The following is a 17,958-nucleotide window of genomic DNA, read 5'->3' on the forward strand; positions in this document are numbered from 1 at the left end:
CGCACTTCATGGAGATTGAAGCAGAGTTTTACCTCGATTTGAAATAGCTCAATAATTTAGTTACATAACTTTCGTCAACTCTAGTATTTACAACTCCTGAACCTGATTTACTAAAGGTTTCTTTAAAATACATTAATTTATCATTATAGTATTTCTCATAATTAAATCGGACGGTTTTTGAACTGGTATCGATTAATTGTATTTCTCCAGTTTCAGCATCCTGCATTGGAACCATTCCTATATTAGGCATTTTTTGTTCCCTAATATCATAGACACGGATTCCAGTAATATCATGCTTTTTTGAAGCTATCTTTAAGGTTTGCTCATAATCTTCACACATAAAATCAGAAATCATAAATACAATAGCTTTCTTTTTCTGAGTACTCGATAAAAACTTTAAGGCTTGAGCAATATTTGTTTTATGACTTTTCGGCTGAAATTCTATCAATTCTCTTATGATACGTAATACGTGAGAACGTCCTTTTTTTGGCGGAATGTACAATTCGATTTGATCAGAAAAAAGAATCAATCCAATTTTATCATTATTCTGAGTTGCCGAAAAAGCCATTGTAGCGGCAATCTCGGTTACGATATCTTTCTTGAATTGATTTTTTGAACCAAAACTTTCTGAACCTGAAATATCCACCATTAACATCATGGTCAATTCACGCTCTTCTTCAAAAACCTTAACATGAGCCTCATTGTATCGCGCCGTCACATTCCAGTCAATGGCACGAATATCATCTCCGTATTGGTATTGACGTACTTCACTAAAAGTCATTCCACGTCCTTTGAAAGAAGTGTGGTATTCCCCCGAAAAGATGTGATCACTCAACCTTCTGGTTTTGATTTCTATTTTTCGTACTTTTTTTAAAAGGTCTTTTGTATCCATTTATTTAATTTGTTTAAAGTTTAAAAAAGTTTAAGGTTTTCACGTTTGCTACAGCAACTTGAAACCTTAAACCTTAAACAAATTTTAAGGTACTTCTACTTCGTTTATAATTTTATTGATTATGTCTACTGAAGTAATATTTTCCGCTTCGGCTTCGTAAGTCACTCCGATTCTGTGACGCAATACATCATGTACTACCGCACGAACATCTTCAGGAATTACATATCCACGACGTTTGATAAAAGCGTAACATTTAGCCGCATTAGCTAAATTGATACTTCCACGTGGTGAAGATCCAAAACTGATTAAAGGTTTCAAGTCGGCTAATTTGTATTTCTCTGGGTAACGAGTAGCAAAAATAATATCAAGTATGTATTTCTCGATTTTCTCATCCATATACACTTCGCGTACGGCTTCTTGTGCACGTAAAATTTGTTCTACCGAAACCACTTGATTTACTTTCTCATAACTTCCTTTTAAGTTTTGACGAATTACCAATCGTTCTTCGTCCATTTTTGGGTAGTCGATAACTGTTTTCAACATAAAACGGTCTACTTGCGCCTCAGGTAGTTGGTATGTTCCTTCCTGTTCAATAGGGTTTTGGGTTGCCAAAACCAAGAAAGGTCTTTCTAACTTAAAAGTGGTATCTCCAATAGTTACTTGTTTTTCCTGCATCGCCTCAAGCAACGCTGATTGCACTTTGGCTGGTGCACGGTTAATCTCATCGGCTAGGACGAAATTAGCAAAAATAGGTCCTTTTTTAATCGAAAATTCGTTCGCTTTAATGTTGTAAATCATTGTTCCCACAACATCCGCAGGTAATAAATCAGGGGTAAACTGGATTCTACTAAACGAACCATGAATTGCTTGAGAAAGCGTGTTGATGGCTAATGTTTTTGCTAATCCCGGAACACCTTCTAATAAAATATGTCCTTGACCTAAAAGTCCAATTAACAAACGCTCCACCATGTGCTTTTGACCCACAATCACTTTATTCATTTCCATAGATAAAAGATCGATAAACGCACTCTCTCTTTCTATTTTTTCATTGATTGCTCTAATGTCTAAAGTCGATGTATTCTCTTCCATATTATTATTTTTAAAACCTTGAATTTAATGCCTTACTTTTGGTAGTGCAAATTGAATTTTTTTTTAGAGGAAAGATGTTAAAAAATGGTTAAAACTTCTACCAAACACTTAATTTTAAGGACGAATTATGATACAATTTTCATATTTTTAAGAACTTTGAAAAATATACTTTGAAATAAGACAATACTGAATTTCAATAAAAAATAAAAGCCATGAGTAAAACAACATTATCACCTATAATTGCTGGCACAATGAATTGGGGAGTTTGGGACAAAAACCTAACTCCAAAAGAAATGGAAAACATGATCCATGTATGCCTAGAAAATAAAATAACAACCTTTGATCATGCCGATATTTATGGCTCCTATACTACCGAAGCTGATTTTGGAAAAGCATTTGCTTCAAGCAAAATAGCCAGAGAAAAATTACAGTTAATTTCCAAGTGTGGCATCCAAATGTTAGCCGAAAATAAGAGCACCACTATCAAGCATTATGATTATTCTAAAGCACACATAATCAAGTCAGCAGAACAATCGTTGAAGAATTTACAGACTGATTATTTAGATGTGTTTTTATTGCATAGACCAAGCCCTTTAATTGAAGTGGATGAAATTGCTGAGGCGATTGAAAAATTGACAGCTGAAGGTAAAATCATTGATTTTGGACTGTCTAATTTCACGACTTCACAAACTGAATTACTTAGCCAAAAAACAGAAATTAGTTACAATCAAGTTCAGTTTTCAGCAACCAATTTTGAACCTATGCTCGATGGAAGTTTTGATTATATGCAAATGAATAACATTCGTCCGATGTCTTGGAATCCGTTGGGATGTGTTTTTAGAAAAGACATTCCACAAACGCATCGCTTGAAAAAATTATTGGCAACATTAGTTTCAAAATACCATTTGGGTTCTGATACACTATTACTTTCTTGGGTTTTAAGACATCCAGCCAAAGTAATCCCAATTGCAGGAACTGTAAATGTAGCTAGAATTCAATCGTTAATGAAAGCTGTTGATTTAGAGCTAGAAAAAGAAGATTGGTTTGCTATATGGTCTGAAAGTATGGGACAAGACGTTCCCTAAAAATTTAAGATTTGCATTTATTTTTCAAATGCAACTTTAACAACAATTACAAATTGAATTACCACAAAAACATGAATAAAACTGCCTTTATTACTGGTGCTACCAGCGGAATTGGAAAAGCAACTGCCGAAATATTAGCTAAAAACAACTATAAAATCATTCTTTGCGGAAGACGGGAAGACCGATTGACTGAACTAGCAACTTCGCTTGCTAAACTGACAGAAGTACACACGTTACAATTTGATGTTCGAGATAAAAAAGCCGTTTTTGAATCGATAAATTCTTTGCCAGAAGCTTTTTCTACTATCGACATTTTAATTAACAATGCCGGGAATGCGCATGGTTTAGATCCTATTCAAACAGGTGATATTGACGATTGGGATGCTATGATTGACATCAATGTAAAAGGATTGCTGTATGTTTCTAAAGCGATTATTCCACAAATGATAGAAAGAAAATCAGGACATATCATTAACATTGGTTCTACTGCAGCCAAAGAAGTGTATCCTAACGGAAATGTATATTGTGCTACAAAACATGCAGTAGATGCACTAAGTCAAGGCATGCGTATCGATTTAAATCCATACGGAATACGTGTTGGCGCTATTCATCCTGGTATGGTGGAAACGGAATTCAGCGAAGTGCGTTTTAAAGGAGATACTACCAAAGCCGAAAATGTTTACAAAGGATTTACGCCATTGCAAGCGGAAGACCTTGCCGATATTATTCATTTTGTCGTATCAAGACCGTATCATGTAAACATCGCCGATTTAGTTGTTATGAGTACGGCGCAAGCGTCTTCAACAATCGTAAATAAATCACTATAATAAATGATCAACAAGCGTCTTTTAATTAAAAACCTACTCGCTCATAACGACGAATCCAGTTTTTATGATAAAAAACGACAATTGAACTTGCATACCAGAGAGGGCAAAGCCAAATTTTTAAAACACATTTGTGCTTTGTCCAATTCTAATCCGGCCAATAATTCGTATATAGTTGTAGGTGTTGAAGATCAAGATAATGAGATTGTAGGTGATGATTTTTTTGACGACAGTCATATTCAGAATTTAGTAAATGCCTATCTTGAGAATCCTCCCAAAATTCAATACGAAAATGTTCCTTTTCCTAATTTGCCCAAAGATAAAGTTGTAGGACTGGTAACGATAAAACCCAAAAACAAACCTTCTTTTTTCAAAAAAGGAATTCATACCATTCCAGCCAAAGCAACATTTATAAGACGGGGTAGCAATACCACACCAACCGAAGATAAAATTGAGAAAAATTATCTCAATACCGAAACTGTAATTGATATTGAAAATAATTCCAGAAACAATATTAAATACACTTTGGACGGCGTATTTGATTTTATCAATTTTCGCCATAAAGACATGGCGCCAAAATACAAAGTATTCAAAGAACTTTTTGTGATTTGTTGGGCTGGAATCCCAAAGAAAGTGCGAGGTAGTACTTATTTATCTCGTGTGGACATCGAACTCATTAATGAACAAATCAAACTCTTCTACTCCGCTCAAGATGTAGTTACTATAACTTTTGATGAAGATACTTTTACTATTATTGAATATGTTCCTTTGGGTTTAAACGATAAAACCAGTTATTATCCATTAGAACAACAAACGATTTATTTTTATGAAAATGGGTATTATAAAATAGAAAGTAAAATGCTGTTTCAGCCCCCAGAATTTAATAGAAAAATGCTTTTTCACATTTATAATTCTAATCTAGCATTGTTGCAAAAACTACGAAAAGGAATTGTATTGTCTGATAGAGAAAATAAAGATTTAGAAAACCTGCCGTCTACCTTCATGATTTGTTATCTCAATGGATTTGAAGATGCCAAAGAAAAATTGATTGATGCTAAACTACTTATAAAACCGTTTCCGCAAATTTATTTGTCTTTCAAGGAAGCCATGCGGATTTTAAGAAAAATGAAATACGATACTAAAAATGAAGATTAAAAAATGATATAATATCATTTAAAAAACTACAAACTGCTTGGATAATCAAAAGTGATAAGGCGATCAGTGCATTCATTTTTTTGAAGTTTTTAATGTTTATGTAAAAATACATAAAAAATTTCATATCAAACAATCACTAAAAGTAGTGATATTTTAGGAAAAACAAAAATAGTACAAATACCGCATGCTGTAAAAAATAAAAAATAAAAAAATCAGCCTGTCCCAACTCTTTTTGCTATTTTTATCAATTAGAAAAACGACACTCTTATCATTTTTCATAATCCCGATTGACCAAACATAAATGAGAACACTAGTTATAGGCGACATACACGGAGGCTTACGCGCTTTACACCAAATTATAGAAAGAGCTAAAGTAACTCCAGAAGATACTTTAATTTTTCTGGGAGATTATGTAGATGGCTGGAGTCAATCTCCACAAGTAATTGATTATTTGATTCAATTAAAAACCACTAATAACTGCATTTTTATTCGTGGTAACCACGATGAATTATTATTGCATTGGTTAAAAGACAGCAAAGACAACCTCATGTGGTACAAACATGGTGGTGAGGCAACCGTCACTGCCTACCAAAATGTTAATGATACTACTAAACAATTACACATTGACTTTTTATTGTCACTGGACGACTATTATTTAGATGAAAAAAATCGCTTATTTGTTCATGCTGGTTTTACCAATATGAATGGGGTGGAGTATGAATTTTATTCTAAATTATTTTATTGGGATCGAACGCTTTGGGAAACGGCACTAGCATTGGATCGAAGCATCAAACCTAATGACTTATTGTATCCAAAACGCTTGACGCTATATGATGAAGTTTATATTGGCCACACCCCAGTTACCCGAATTGGAAAAACAGAACCTTTGCAAATGGCTTGTATTTGGAACGTAGATACGGGAGCAGCTTTCAAAGGACCTTTAACAATTATGGATGTAGATACAAAGGAATTCTGGCAAAGTGAACCCTTAAACAACCTGTATTTTGATGAAAAAGGTAGAAATTAAGATTTATTAAACTAATTTTGTCTTGGAATTTATAACCTCCACGAATTATGAAAAAAATTATTACATTATCATTACTATTAGCTTTTGGTCTAATTAACGCTCAAGCCTTCAAAGGGAATGGAGATGTTAAAGGGCAAGTAGGATTTAACATTCAAGATGGAGGAACTGGTATTTTCTTATCATCTGATTTTGGAATTGGAGAAAACATGTCATTGGGACTTACTGGTAATTACTTATTGACAGTAAATAAAGATGCTATGGGAAATCTACCAGAATTTGGAGATAGAATTGACTTAAAAGCACGATTCAACGCTAATTTAGGGAGTGTTTTACAAATGCAACCTAACATGGACATCTACCCAGGATTGGATTTAGGTTTGCGAAATTTTGGTGCTCATTTGGGTTTCCGTTATTTCTTTACTGATGGTTTTGGATTGTTTGGAGAAGCGGGTGTTCCATTGGCTAAATACGACAAAACAATTACTGGTTTTGATCATTTAAACAATCAGTTTACTTTAAACGTTGGTGCTTCTTTTAATTTGTAATACCATTAATAATAAAGCAAACTTCTAAAAATTTAAAATAAAAAAAAGGCAATTTGAAAATTCAAATTGCCTTTTTTTATGCTAATTATTTATGATTACAAATCAAATTTTATTCCTTGTGCCAATGGCAAACTCGTTATGTAGTTTGATTTTTAATGAAATTTATAAAGCTGCTTCTACAAAAACTCTTTTTATTACACCATTCTTTTCTATTCCTTTCACCTTTAAACTAAACTGTTTATTTGTTTTATGAAAAACTTTACAATGTATTAGTTTGATATGTCCAAGATACAATTCTTCTTTATATACTTTTACTGCATTTTTGTCATAGGTATTATTAGCTTCTAATTCATATCTTAAAACATCACCAATTGAAATTTTAGCGGAAGGGATTTGAGCTTCTGATAAATTAGTTATTTCTGTAACAAATGAAAAATTATTTACAGGATTAAAATCAGCTAGAAACTCAAAATTATCGGTAGGTAATAGACCTTGTGTAAATGCTAACATATAATACTTATCTTCCTTCTTAAGTGGATCAATATTCCAAAAGTCATAAAAATCATGTAAATCAGGTCTTTCAGAACGCATTAATCTTTGTCCAAAAATTTCAATTACATTTTCCGTATACATTTTATCTTTACTAGTATCAGGAAAACCCTCATAATGAACAAAACCTAACTTGTTGGCATCTTCAACACCTTCTTGATTATAATGAAAGCGGATTCCTTCCGAGGCACTTTTTTTAATAGTACCAACGGAAATTCTTCTACTACCTTTACCTAGTCTCCAGATAAGGTGTATGTTTCCTATAGCTTTCATAAATATTGGATTAATTTTTCAATCCGCAAAGTTACCAATTTATACATCAATTGCTTTCTTGTTTCCGATAATTTAAAGTTAATTAAATCTGTTGGAACATTAAAATCAATATTTTCGATTATATTTTTTATTAATTCAGAGTTGTATTTCTCTTTAACTTTTTCAATTTTTTTTCTAGTTTCAACTGGGTATTGGTCTAATAACAATTCTATAAGTTCAAAATGTTTTCTTTTATTTAAAAAACCTTCCCAGTGAATTTCAGATTCTCCTTTTCTAACATATGATTCTATCATTTGAGAATCTTTTATTGCTTTTTCAACCCAATTATCCTCACGTTCTCTTCCTAAACAACATCCGCTATCATAAATAGGAGCAAATTTATGTAGAGTTATATTAGAATGAAGTTTTAAATTATTTTTATTAATTTCTCTTTCTTCTTTATGTAACAATAAAAAAGTTTCGTTTAAAAAGCGATATAATTTCATTTCTACCTTCTTCCAAAAATTTACTTTTGAACTTAATAATTCTTCATTAATTTTGTCTATTGAATTTCTGTAAAACATTATTATCCCCCAATTCTCTTGATGCCTATCAGAATTACCAATAATAGAATCAAAAATGATAATTTCAATGATATTTACAATATAATCATTGAAATTAAAGTCAATTAAAGCATTTTTAATAAATTGAAAAGTATATTTTTTTTTGTCTTTCTCCGGATTATATTTTGAATCAAAACCAGTTAAATAAGTTATGCCTTCTGTTAAGTTATTTTCCGAATTTAAAACCATAGATTTTGATATACAGCCTATTTTTTGACGATCATTTTCATCATAAGCGATATTATAATCTAACATATTAAACCCTAAAAATTGACCAATTTTAGAAGAGACAATTTCTGACCAAAATTCTGTTGGATATAAAGTTTCGCCATTTTTCTTATTTATTTTAGAACCTTTAAAAAAATATTCTTCATTTGAAATTGGATGTATCACAATTTTTTTACTTCTTGTACCTCCTGTGCTATAAAAAATATTTTTTTGCCAATCCGAAATTTCAGTAAAATCTGCTATTAAATTAGCCATTAATTTTTTTGTCTAATTTATAAAAAAACGCTTTATCTAAATAAGACAAAGCGTTTTTTACAAAATTTATTTTAATCTAAAACTTACAAATCAAATTTAATTCCTTGTGCCAATGGCAAACTAGTTGTATAATTGATGGTATTGGTTTGGCGTCTCATGTATACTTTCCAAGCATCAGAACCTGATTCTCTACCTCCACCCGTTTCTTTTTCTCCTCCAAAAGCTCCACCAATTTCTGCGCCAGAAGTTCCAATGTTTACATTTGCAATACCACAGTCAGAACCTACAACAGATAAGAACAATTCTGCTTCTCTTAAATTATTGGTCATAATCGCTGATGACAATCCTTGCGCCACTCCATTTTGAATAGCAAGTGCATCTTCAACATTTCCTGAATATTTCAATAAATACAATACTGGAGCAAATGTTTCGTGTTGTACAATTTCAAATGAATTATCTGCTTCTGCAATCGCTGGTTTTACATAACATTCGCTTTCATATCCTGTACCAGTAAGAACGCCACCTTCAACAAGTAGTTTCCCACCTTCGGCAACCACTCTAGTCAATGCATTGTTGTACATTTCTACTGCATGTTTGTCGATAACTGGACCTACGTGATTGTTTTCGTCTAATGGATTCCCAATACGCAATTGACCATAAGCCGAAACGACTGCGTCTTTTACAGTATCGTAAATACTTTCATGAATGATTAAACGACGTGTAGAAGTACATCTTTGTCCTGCAGTTCCCACTGCTCCAAAAACAGCTCCAATCACTGTCATTTTAATATCAGCATCTGGTGTTACAATGATGGCATTGTTTCCACCTAATTCTAATAATGATTTTCCTAAACGACCCGCTACTGTTTGAGCAACAATTTTACCCATACGAGTAGAACCTGTAGCCGAAATTAGAGGTACACGTTTATCACTAGTCATCATTTCTCCTACTTTGTAATCTCCGTTGATTAAACAAGAAATTCCTTCTGGAAGGTTGTTTTCTTTGATTACCTCAGCAATAATATTTTGACAAGCTATTCCACAAAGCGGTGTTTTCTCAGATGGTTTCCAAACGCAAACATCCCCACAGATCCAAGCCAAGGCCGTATTCCAAGCCCAAACCGCTACCGGAAAATTGAATGCCGAAATGATTCCAACAATTCCCATTGGGTGGTATTGTTCATACATACGATGTCCCGGACGCTCAGAATGCATTGTTAATCCGTGCAATTGACGAGAAAGACCTACTGCAAAATCGCAGATATCAATCATTTCTTGTACTTCTCCGTATCCTTCTTGTAATGATTTTCCCATTTCGTAAGAAACCAATTTACCTAAAGCCTCTTTATTTTTACGTAATTTTTCTCCAAACTGACGAACAATTTCTCCACGTTGTGGCGCTGGCATTGTTCTAAACGTTGCGAAAGCAGCTGTTGCTGATTCCATTACTTTTTCATAATCTGCTGCTGTAGTTGTTCTTACTTTTGCTATCAATTGACCATCTACGGGAGAATAACTTTCTAGGATTTCTCCATTTGAAAAATGATTTAATCCTGTTGATGTTCCTTCATTTATGTCCTTTATACCCAATTGAGTTAAAGCTTCTTTCATTCCGAATTGATTTGCTATTGTTATCATTGTAACTTTTTTAGTTAAAATTGTTATATTTTTTTGTAAAGATATAATTTCGTGTTGAATTTCAACCCAATTATAGTGTTAAAATCGGACTAAAATTAGACCAATTTGGTGACATGTAGTTGATTTAGCAAAAAAAAGCTTCAATTTAAAAAGAAGAAACTAATTTTATAGTCTGAAATTAATTCATAATAATATCCTATGACCCTTTTTAAAAATTTCTGGATTTACTTATTTTTACTGTCTGCAAATACATTTGCCCAACAAGCACAAAACCCTGCATTTCAAGTTATTCCTTTGGGTATAAGAGGCGGTATTGACGAAACCAATCTTTCCGCTTATTTACTCGCTCCATCAAATACAACCGAATATATTTGTCTTGATGCGGGAACCCTACATGCAGGAATTGAAAAGGCAATTGCAAATAAAATTTTTAAAGTTTCCTCAGAGACGGTTTTAAAAAAATATATCAAAGGGTATTTAATATCCCATGCCCATTTAGATCATGTTTCGGGTTTGATCATTAATTCACCTGCCGATTCATCAAAAACGGTCTATGCAACACATAGTTGTATGGAAATGATGGAAAAACATTATTTCAACGGACAAACTTGGGCTAATTTTGGAGATGAAGGCACTGGTTATCAAATAAAAAAATACCATTTTCAAACGCTAAATACTCTTGAAGAAACTCCAATTTCTAACACCACAATGACCGTAAAAGCATTTTCATTAAGCCATGTCAATCCTTTTGAAAGTACTGCTTTTTTAATTAAAAACAAAGATGCTTATGCCTTGTACTTGGGCGATACTGGTGCCGATTCTGTTGAAAAAAGTGATAAACTACGTTTGCTGTGGACCGAAATCGCTCCCTTGATCCAAAGCAACCAATTAAAAGGAATTTTTATTGAAGTTTCGTTCCCAAACGAGCAACCCGACACTCAGTTATTTGGACATTTAACACCTAATCATCTCTTGAGTGAACTCCATAGGTTAAGTGAACTTATTGGAAAAGATGGGTTGAATGGGTTTAAAATTGTGATTACCCATATGAAGCCGCCAGTTGACAATTATATAAAAATCAAAAATCAATTGATAAAGCAAAATGACTTGGGTTTGCAATTTATATTCCCAGAACAAGGGAAGCGATTTGAGTTGTAAATTACATCTAAATCCTAGCCCCGGTAGTAGCGACATCCTTTTGTGGCTTTCTTTAAGCCACAAAAGATACAGCGGATAACGGGAAATAGCTCCTAAATAAAAAACTATTTTTTGGCAACAAATCGAGGGTCGACTTCCATAACAGTTCCACATTGGTCACACGTTCTTAGTTCTTCAGAGTCATAAAAATGCTCAAAGTGAGGTAAGAAATCTTTCTCGATGTTATGAAGTTCAAAACGGACTTCGTACAATTTATGGTTGCAATTGTCGCAATACCATTGTAGCCCATCTGTGAAGCCTTTTCCTACTCTCTTGCGTTCAATTACAAGACCTATAGAACCCTCAGAACGTACTGGAGAATGAGGGACATTGGCGGGATGTAAGTACATATCCCCTGCATGAAGTTCCATTTCTTTGCGCTCGCCATCTTCTTGAATAACTACTTTTATAGAGCCTTCAAGTTGATAAAACAACTCTTCAGTTTCGTTATAATGATAATCTTTACGGGCATTGGGACCCGCAACAATCATAACAATATAATCCCCTGATTCTCTGTATAAATTCCTGTTGCCAACTGGTGGTTTCAGTAGTTTACGATTTTCATCAATCCATTTATTGAGGTTGAATGGTTTAGCTATGGACATTTTGATTGGGTGTTAAATTTTTGAATCGCTAAGTTAGTGAAAAAGTCCCTAGCAGTAAAGCCAGCAAAACCAAAAGACTGCTTGTTTTTGTACGTTTTCTAATTTAAGGGAGGATAATATGTCATTAACGACAATTCGTTTATTTAATAAAATAGGAACATCAAAATTTTTATGCTTAAATTCCTACTTTACTTCTTTAATTAAATAAATATAAACGGGAAAATGATCGCTAAACCCGATTTCGGTGGCGGAATGTCTTTTAGGATAGCCTTTATACTGTCCTGAAGTTTGTATTAAAAAAGGTTTGTTGTAAATACCCGCTTTCCAATATTGAAAGCTGGAAAAATCATTTCTTATTAAAGATTGTGAAACCATGATTTGGTCAAAAATATCCCAAGAATCTCGAAAAGCGATGGTACCCAATCCTTTTTTAGCCATTTCTTCGAATGGATTATAGATTCCTAATACCGAAACCTCTTCTTTCTTAGCTTTGGCTCCAAGTGCTTTTTTGACACTGTTATTTGACGGCCCGTCATTTAAATCTCCTAAAGTAATCACTTTTGCATTTGGGTTAATTCGCTGTAAAGAATCAATTATTTTCCTGTTCAAGGCTCCAGCAGCTTCTCTAAATGGACTTGTCTTTTTTTCACCTCCTGAGCGGGATGGCCAGTGGTTTACTATAATATTGATTTCTTCTCCCTCTAAAAAACCTGTGACTAACAGCTGATCCCGCGTAAAAACACGATTATTCTGTAGGTTAATTTCTTCATCATCATCTGTTTTTTCAACAGATTCATTTTTAGTTTTTTCTTTTAATTTGACTTGGTCTTTGTATACATATAATGGAATGTTAGTATAACTTGTTGGTCGAAAATATTTCTTTTGATATAATAAAGCCACATCAATTCCTCTTTTATCGGGAGAATCAAAATGGATGATACCATAATCAATATTAATGAGTTTAGATTCTTTGAGCAAATCTTCTAAGACTCCTCTATTTTCAATTTCGGAACATCCAATGAATGTAGGTGAATTAGTGTTTTCAGAAGAACCTATTTCGAATAAAACTCTAGAAAGGTTTTGAAGTTTTTGATAGTATTTTTTGGAAGTCCAGTGTTGTGCTCCTTTTGGAGTCCATTCATCATCATTAGTATCCGGATTATTAATAGTGTCAAAAAGATTTTCGAAATTATAAAAAGCAACGGTATGAATCGAATAATTTTTTTGTTGACCTACTGTCTTTGTCAGCGGAAAAAATAAAAGAAGAAAGAGAATCGATCGTAAAATTTTCATAAGCACCGTTTAAAAAGGAATGACCGTCCAGAATATATCTTCAAGTAAAAATACTACATTTTGAGAAGTAAATAATAAATTATTTCAAATTTGCTATCTTTGTTTTAATCCTATTGAGGAGCTACTCAAATTATATTTACCCCAGAAAAATAAAAACATGCCTACCACTCGATTTTGGACGTTAAATATTAATTTTTGTTGGACTAAATTCCTACTTTTAATTTTAATTTTACATTCTATCAATACCCAATCCCACACACTAATGACTACACCACCTATTTTACAAAAAGGAGATACCATTGCCATAGTATCAACAGCAAGAAAAAACATTGACGACAATCTTAAGCCGGCAATTGATTTATTGCACAGTTGGGGATTAGAAGTAGTGATAGGAAGTACCATTGGTTTAGACAATAACCAACTTGCAGGTACTGATGAACAAAGAGCTGCGGATTTTCAAAAGCAATTGGACAACCCAAACATCAAAGCAATTTGGTGTGTAAAAGGAGGGTATGGTACGGTGCGAATGATTGATTTATTAGACTTTACAAAATTCAAACAACACCCGAAATGGATTGTGGGTTTTAGTGACATTACCGTTTTACACAATCACCTCAATACAATGGGTTTCAAATCTATTCATGGTGTGATGCCTATAACGGTGCCGAGAGCAACCCCTGAAGCAATCGAAAGTTTGCGTTTGTCTTTGTTTGGAGAAAAACTGAATTACAGTATTGCATCTGACCCTATGAATAGAACTGGAAGTGCCTCTGGAGAATTAGTAGGAGGAAATCTATCTATTCTATATAGTTTACTAGGATCAAATTCGGCTATTGACTGTAAAGACAAAATATTATTTATTGAAGATCTCGATGAATATTTATATCACATTGACCGCATGATGATGAACCTCAAACGCAATGGCTGTCTAGAAAGTATTAAAGGAATTATTGTGGGTTCCATGACTAAGATGAAAGACAATGATATTCCTTGGGGCAAAAATGCTGTCGAAATTATAGAAGATGTTACTAAAAAATACAACATTCCTATTATCTACAATTTCCCCGCAGGTCACATAAGGGACAATCGTGCTCTAGTTTTAGGAGATATCATTCACATAGAAGTTACTACAAGTAACGCTTCAGTAACTTTTGAGTAATAATTTTCTTTAAAAATTCAAGTGATTTAAAATTGATGAAATGGCGGAACACAATGAATTAGGGAAATTTGGTGAAGAAATGGCTTTTGCCTTTCTGCAAAAAGAAGGCTATGAAATTCTAGATACTAACTGGACTTTTCAAAAAGCTGAAATAGATATAATTGCTAAGAAAGAAGATATTTTGGCAATTGTTGAAGTTAAAACCCGTTCCTCAATTGAATTTGGTTTGCCTCAAGATTTTGTAAAACCAAAAAAAATTCAACTTCTAGTTAAGGCGGTAGATGCCTACGTAGTCGAAAAAAACATGGATGTAAATGTCCGTTTTGATATTATTGCTATCCATAAAGAAGGTAAATCTTTTGTAATTGAACACCTTATCGATGCTTTTTATCATTTTTAAGTAAATTTTATCATGTTATATTTGTAACAAATTGTTTTTTATTTATATTTGTAGCGATTTTTGACACAACAACTAACTAAACTAACTACTAAAACTAAGTAAAAACACCTAATTTATTATGAAAACCGTTTCTTCAATTGTAGAAAATTACATTAAAACAAAGCCATTTTTATTAAATGCTTTATCACTTGGGATAATCAACTTAACCTCATTATCCCGAAATATCATGTCCGAATTGGAAAGTGAATTTGGAAAAGAAGTTAAACAAGGAGCCATCGTAATGTCACTAAAAAGACTGACCGAAGAATTAGACTTCCGATTAAATCACAAAATCAATAAAGTAATAAAAAACATTGGAGAGATTACGGTTCGATCTGCTTTGACTGACTATACTTTTGCAGTATCAGAAACTGTTTTAAATAAACAAGCTGAATTAATCTCGGATATCAATGCATTGCCCGATGTTTTTTATACATCATCAAGAGGTGTAAATGAAATTAACATTGTAATAAGTAACAGTGTAAATCAATTAGTTGACAAGCATTTTGTAAGTGAAAAATTGATTCAAAAACTAGACAATTTAGCTTCTATAACGGTAAAATTACCAAAAGAGAATATTGTAATTCCAGGTATTTACTATTTCATTTTTCAACGTTTGGCTTGGGAAGGAATTATAATCAACGAGGTGATTTCTACTTCTAATGAATTTACCATTTTAGTAAGCGAAGAGCAAGTTGATGTTGCTTTTAAAGTAATAAAAGATTTGAAGAATTAATCCTTTCAAATTGTATATTTTCAAGCTTCCAGTCTTAAAAAAGGTTGGAAGCTTTTTTAATTCACACTTATTTTTGGGCTCAGCTTAATTCCGTTTTCAATTAAAAATTAACTACTTATCACCAAATTTTGAATAAAAAATTATAAATAGATTTTTACTTAAAGAAATCAATGAGAATATTATTTTTATATATTTGCTAATTCATCAGACAATTAAGAGGCTAGAATTGAGAGTGTGCTATTTTAATCTTATAAAAATTAAGGGTAATACAATTAATGTCAGAAACAAAAAACTATAGCGATCAATTATTAGTTAGTGAACTCAAAAACAACAACGAAAAAGCCTTTCGTTCCCTTTTTGATCATTACCATCAAGATATCTATGGGTATAGTATTAGCCTACTTAAATCAAAAGAATTAGCTGAAGAAAATGTTCAAGAAGTATTTTTAAAAGTGTGGCTACATCGTGAAAATCTAAATTTAGAGCAATCCTTTAAATCGTATTTGTTCACTATTGCCAGAAATCAAGCCTTTAATATTTTGAATAAGGCGGCCAATGATGTCCTTCTAAAAGAAGAAATTTTCTACAAAAGCCAAAAATCACATGAACAAGGTGATTATTCTATTCGAGAAGACGACTGCAAAAAACTCAAAAAACAAGCCATTAAACAATTGCCTCCCAAGCGCAAGCAAATTTTTAAAATGTCACGAAAACAAGGCAAAACGTATGAAGAAATTAGCCATGAATTAGGGATATCAGTAAATACTGTAAAAAGCCAAATGAGCAAAGCACTTGAATCAATGCGGCTATTTTTAAAAGGCCATGATGGGATTTTATGATACGCTTTAACTATTTTTCTCTCAATCACTCTTTATGGGTGATTTTTTTTGACTTTTTTTAAAAAAAATAAAACATCACTAAATGAATGTAAGTAACTTTTAATCAACTACTTATATTCAATATTTTTGTGCTATTTAAATTATTTTATGTTAAAATTAAAAAAATTACAACGTTTGAGTAGTAGTCAACTCCACTTCAACTGTATAATATAGTACCGGAACAAAAAACTACTTGAAATGAATGAAAATTCAGAATTACAAAAATTACTTCATAAATTTATTTTAAACCAATGCAATGTGGAGGAAAGTAATGAAGTTGTTGCCTATTATCGAAAAAACAATCTCACAACTGATTTTCCAACAGTTGACGACATAAAAATTTTGCTGGCTGAAACTCCTCAAATGGATTCATCAACAGCAGATAAAATTTTCTCAAATATTCTATCTCAAACAAAAGAAACGGAAGCAATTACTGTTGAAACCAAAAAGATTCCAATTCTAAAATACCTTTCAATTGCAGCAACAATTCTTGTTATATTGTCTATTGGATGGTCCTATCAACATACTCTTTTAATTGAAAAAAAGGCGCAAATACTAAATGGTGATGAAATCACACTCCAATTAGCTAACGGTGATGTTCAAATTATTTCTGGTACTAAAAAAACTCAAGTTACGGACTCAGAAGGAAATATAGTAGCAAGTCACAATGGAAATAAAATTGCGTACGATACCGAAACCTCTTTAGAAAAACTAGTTTACAACACCATTAAAATACCATATGGAAAACGATTCGAATTGGAATTGTCTGATGGAACTATTGTACACCTGAATTCAGGAACCACACTTAAATACCCTGTGAAATTTATTGCTAGTGAAAACCGTCAAGTCTTTCTAGATGGAGAAGCTTTCTTTGATGTTACAAAAGACAAAAAACACCCTTTTGTTGTTAATGCTAATAATTTAAACGTTCGTGTTTTAGGAACACATTTTAATGTTTCTAGCTATCCTGAAGATGCTGTAACTGACGTTGTTTTGGTAGAAGGTTCTGTTGGACTTTATACTACAAACGAGAAATTTGACGCCAATAAAAACACTATTCTTAAACCAGGATATAAAGGTAGTTTTAATAAAAAAGACAGCCATATTGAAACAAAAGCAGTCAATACTGACATTTATACTGCCTGGATGGAAGGACGATTGAGTTTTAAAAATATGAGTTTTACTGATATAACAAAAAAATTAGAAAGACACTACAATGTTACTATTGTGAACCACAACAAGAAATTGGCTAATGAGAAGTTTTATGCCAGTTTTGGTGATGAGCCAATAGAAAAAGTACTGAGCTACTTTAATGACCTTCACGGCATTAATTACACGATAAAAGACAATGAGATATTAATTAAATAACAACTAAAAACCAAATAAAAATGACGAGTTAACCATTATGCATAAAAAAATCGGAAAGAGCTGCGAACAATTTCCGATTGAATAAGTGATTGAACCTAACTGATTAAATACAATCGATTTAC

18 protein-coding genes are annotated in these 17,958 nt (G+C 32.5%); 11 read left to right on the plus strand and 7 right to left on the minus strand.

Features of this window, described 5'->3' with window-relative positions; genetic code table 11:
* Nucleotides 1–28 precede the first annotated feature (28 nt).
* Nucleotides 29–892 (minus strand): DUF58 domain-containing protein, encoded by an 864-nt coding sequence (locus AB3G34_RS13985; RefSeq protein WP_367755999.1) that lies wholly within the window; start codon nucleotides 890–892, stop codon nucleotides 29–31.
* An 84-nt stretch (nucleotides 893–976) separates the two neighbouring features.
* Nucleotides 977–1,981 (minus strand): AAA family ATPase, encoded by a 1,005-nt coding sequence (locus tag AB3G34_RS13990; protein WP_367756001.1) that lies wholly within the window; start codon nucleotides 1,979–1,981, stop codon nucleotides 977–979.
* A 212-nt stretch (nucleotides 1,982–2,193) separates the two neighbouring features.
* On the opposite strand from AB3G34_RS13990, the gene AB3G34_RS13995 reads away from it, so the two are divergent.
* The 5 genes from AB3G34_RS13995 to AB3G34_RS14015 all read left to right on the plus strand — a co-directional run bounded on the left by AB3G34_RS13995 (nucleotide 2,194) and on the right by AB3G34_RS14015 (nucleotide 6,617).
* Nucleotides 2,194–3,066, plus strand: coding sequence for an aldo/keto reductase family oxidoreductase (locus AB3G34_RS13995; RefSeq protein ID WP_367772596.1), 873 nt, complete (start codon nucleotides 2,194–2,196; stop codon nucleotides 3,064–3,066).
* Between the two features lie 71 nt (nucleotides 3,067–3,137).
* Nucleotides 3,138–3,893 carry an SDR family NAD(P)-dependent oxidoreductase gene (locus AB3G34_RS14000; protein ID WP_367772598.1) on the plus strand — a complete coding sequence of 252 codons (756 nt, stop codon included), beginning with the start codon at nucleotides 3,138–3,140 and terminating at the stop codon, nucleotides 3,891–3,893.
* A 3-nt stretch (nucleotides 3,894–3,896) separates the two neighbouring features.
* Nucleotides 3,897–5,045, plus strand: a complete 1,149-nt coding sequence (locus AB3G34_RS14005; protein WP_367756007.1) for an ATP-binding protein — start codon at nucleotides 3,897–3,899, stop codon at nucleotides 5,043–5,045.
* Between the two features lie 301 nt (nucleotides 5,046–5,346).
* Complete coding sequence (locus tag AB3G34_RS14010) at nucleotides 5,347–6,072, plus strand: metallophosphoesterase family protein (RefSeq protein ID WP_369752802.1); 726 nt, start codon at nucleotides 5,347–5,349, stop codon at nucleotides 6,070–6,072.
* Between the two features lie 47 nt (nucleotides 6,073–6,119).
* Nucleotides 6,120–6,617 (plus strand): DUF6646 family protein, encoded by a 498-nt coding sequence (locus AB3G34_RS14015; RefSeq protein ID WP_369752803.1) that lies wholly within the window; start codon nucleotides 6,120–6,122, stop codon nucleotides 6,615–6,617.
* Nucleotides 6,618–6,779: 162 nt separating this feature from the next.
* On the opposite strand, the gene AB3G34_RS14020 is transcribed toward AB3G34_RS14015, so the two are convergent.
* The 3 genes from AB3G34_RS14020 to AB3G34_RS14030 all read right to left on the minus strand — a co-directional run bounded on the left by AB3G34_RS14020 (nucleotide 6,780) and on the right by AB3G34_RS14030 (nucleotide 10,161).
* Nucleotides 6,780–7,439 carry an HIRAN domain-containing protein gene (locus tag AB3G34_RS14020; RefSeq protein WP_369752804.1) on the minus strand — a complete coding sequence of 220 codons (660 nt, stop codon included), beginning with the start codon at nucleotides 7,437–7,439 and terminating at the stop codon, nucleotides 6,780–6,782.
* Complete coding sequence (locus tag AB3G34_RS14025) at nucleotides 7,436–8,524, minus strand: hypothetical protein (RefSeq protein ID WP_369752805.1); 1,089 nt, start codon at nucleotides 8,522–8,524, stop codon at nucleotides 7,436–7,438. Before AB3G34_RS14025 ends, AB3G34_RS14020 begins: the two co-directional genes overlap by 4 nt.
* A gap of 83 nt (nucleotides 8,525–8,607) precedes the next feature.
* Nucleotides 8,608–10,161 carry an aldehyde dehydrogenase family protein gene (locus tag AB3G34_RS14030; protein WP_369752806.1) on the minus strand — a complete coding sequence of 518 codons (1,554 nt, stop codon included), beginning with the start codon at nucleotides 10,159–10,161 and terminating at the stop codon, nucleotides 8,608–8,610.
* A 198-nt stretch (nucleotides 10,162–10,359) separates the two neighbouring features.
* Between AB3G34_RS14030 and AB3G34_RS14035 the strand changes: the two genes are divergently transcribed.
* The gene (locus tag AB3G34_RS14035) at nucleotides 10,360–11,319 is read left to right on the plus strand and encodes an MBL fold metallo-hydrolase (RefSeq protein WP_369752807.1); all 960 of its coding nucleotides are present in this window, start codon (nucleotides 10,360–10,362) and stop codon (nucleotides 11,317–11,319) included.
* 104 nt (nucleotides 11,320–11,423) lie between these two features.
* Here the strand turns inward: AB3G34_RS14035 and AB3G34_RS14040 are convergent, their stop codons facing one another.
* Together AB3G34_RS14040 and AB3G34_RS14045 are read right to left on the minus strand one after the other, a co-directional pair.
* On the minus strand, nucleotides 11,424–11,963 hold the full coding sequence (locus AB3G34_RS14040; RefSeq protein WP_367772605.1) for a 3-hydroxyanthranilate 3,4-dioxygenase: 540 nt from the start codon (nucleotides 11,961–11,963) through the stop codon (nucleotides 11,424–11,426).
* Nucleotides 11,964–12,146: 183 nt separating this feature from the next.
* Nucleotides 12,147–13,256 (minus strand): endonuclease/exonuclease/phosphatase family protein, encoded by a 1,110-nt coding sequence (locus tag AB3G34_RS14045; RefSeq protein WP_369752808.1) that lies wholly within the window; start codon nucleotides 13,254–13,256, stop codon nucleotides 12,147–12,149.
* Nucleotides 13,257–13,518: 262 nt separating this feature from the next.
* Between AB3G34_RS14045 and AB3G34_RS14050 the strand changes: the two genes are divergently transcribed.
* The 5 genes from AB3G34_RS14050 to AB3G34_RS14070 all read left to right on the plus strand — a co-directional run bounded on the left by AB3G34_RS14050 (nucleotide 13,519) and on the right by AB3G34_RS14070 (nucleotide 17,836).
* The gene (locus tag AB3G34_RS14050) at nucleotides 13,519–14,415 is read left to right on the plus strand and encodes an LD-carboxypeptidase (RefSeq protein WP_367772609.1); all 897 of its coding nucleotides are present in this window, start codon (nucleotides 13,519–13,521) and stop codon (nucleotides 14,413–14,415) included.
* A gap of 40 nt (nucleotides 14,416–14,455) precedes the next feature.
* The gene (locus AB3G34_RS14055) at nucleotides 14,456–14,815 is read left to right on the plus strand and encodes a YraN family protein (protein WP_367772611.1); all 360 of its coding nucleotides are present in this window, start codon (nucleotides 14,456–14,458) and stop codon (nucleotides 14,813–14,815) included.
* A gap of 118 nt (nucleotides 14,816–14,933) precedes the next feature.
* The gene (locus AB3G34_RS14060; protein WP_367756025.1) at nucleotides 14,934–15,590 is read left to right on the plus strand and encodes an aspartate kinase; all 657 of its coding nucleotides are present in this window, start codon (nucleotides 14,934–14,936) and stop codon (nucleotides 15,588–15,590) included.
* A 275-nt stretch (nucleotides 15,591–15,865) separates the two neighbouring features.
* Nucleotides 15,866–16,429 (plus strand): RNA polymerase sigma factor, encoded by a 564-nt coding sequence (locus tag AB3G34_RS14065; RefSeq protein WP_367772613.1) that lies wholly within the window; start codon nucleotides 15,866–15,868, stop codon nucleotides 16,427–16,429.
* Between the two features lie 237 nt (nucleotides 16,430–16,666).
* The gene (locus AB3G34_RS14070; protein WP_369752809.1) at nucleotides 16,667–17,836 is read left to right on the plus strand and encodes a FecR family protein; all 1,170 of its coding nucleotides are present in this window, start codon (nucleotides 16,667–16,669) and stop codon (nucleotides 17,834–17,836) included.
* Nucleotides 17,837–17,958 lie beyond the last annotated feature (122 nt).

The organism is Flavobacterium sp. WC2409 (genome assembly GCF_041200085.1).
In the GTDB taxonomy this organism is placed as follows: Bacteria; Bacteroidota; Bacteroidia; order Flavobacteriales; family Flavobacteriaceae; genus Flavobacterium.

Bases quoted from the DNA above. Each gene is read 5' to 3' on its own strand.
- AB3G34_RS13985 (WP_367755999.1), bottom strand. From the start codon at position 892: ATGGATACAAAAGACCTTTTAAAAAAAGTACGAAAAATAGAAATCAAA.
- AB3G34_RS13990 (WP_367756001.1), bottom strand. From the start codon at position 1,981: ATGGAAGAGAATACATCGACTTTAGACATTAGAGCAATCAATGAAAAA.
- AB3G34_RS13995 (WP_367772596.1), top strand. From the start codon at position 2,194: ATGAGTAAAACAACATTATCACCTATAATTGCTGGCACAATGAATTGG.
- AB3G34_RS14000 (WP_367772598.1), top strand. From the start codon at position 3,138: ATGAATAAAACTGCCTTTATTACTGGTGCTACCAGCGGAATTGGAAAA.
- AB3G34_RS14005 (WP_367756007.1), top strand. From the start codon at position 3,897: ATGATCAACAAGCGTCTTTTAATTAAAAACCTACTCGCTCATAACGAC.
- AB3G34_RS14010 (WP_369752802.1), top strand. From the start codon at position 5,347: ATGAGAACACTAGTTATAGGCGACATACACGGAGGCTTACGCGCTTTA.
- AB3G34_RS14015 (WP_369752803.1), top strand. From the start codon at position 6,120: ATGAAAAAAATTATTACATTATCATTACTATTAGCTTTTGGTCTAATT.
- AB3G34_RS14020 (WP_369752804.1), bottom strand. From the start codon at position 7,439: ATGAAAGCTATAGGAAACATACACCTTATCTGGAGACTAGGTAAAGGT.
- AB3G34_RS14025 (WP_369752805.1), bottom strand. From the start codon at position 8,524: ATGGCTAATTTAATAGCAGATTTTACTGAAATTTCGGATTGGCAAAAA.
- AB3G34_RS14030 (WP_369752806.1), bottom strand. From the start codon at position 10,161: ATGATAACAATAGCAAATCAATTCGGAATGAAAGAAGCTTTAACTCAA.
- AB3G34_RS14035 (WP_369752807.1), top strand. From the start codon at position 10,360: ATGACCCTTTTTAAAAATTTCTGGATTTACTTATTTTTACTGTCTGCA.
- AB3G34_RS14040 (WP_367772605.1), bottom strand. From the start codon at position 11,963: ATGTCCATAGCTAAACCATTCAACCTCAATAAATGGATTGATGAAAAT.
- AB3G34_RS14045 (WP_369752808.1), bottom strand. From the start codon at position 13,256: ATGAAAATTTTACGATCGATTCTCTTTCTTCTTTTATTTTTTCCGCTG.
- AB3G34_RS14050 (WP_367772609.1), top strand. From the start codon at position 13,519: ATGACTACACCACCTATTTTACAAAAAGGAGATACCATTGCCATAGTA.
- AB3G34_RS14055 (WP_367772611.1), top strand. From the start codon at position 14,456: ATGGCGGAACACAATGAATTAGGGAAATTTGGTGAAGAAATGGCTTTT.
- AB3G34_RS14060 (WP_367756025.1), top strand. From the start codon at position 14,934: ATGAAAACCGTTTCTTCAATTGTAGAAAATTACATTAAAACAAAGCCA.
- AB3G34_RS14065 (WP_367772613.1), top strand. From the start codon at position 15,866: ATGTCAGAAACAAAAAACTATAGCGATCAATTATTAGTTAGTGAACTC.
- AB3G34_RS14070 (WP_369752809.1), top strand. From the start codon at position 16,667: ATGAATGAAAATTCAGAATTACAAAAATTACTTCATAAATTTATTTTA.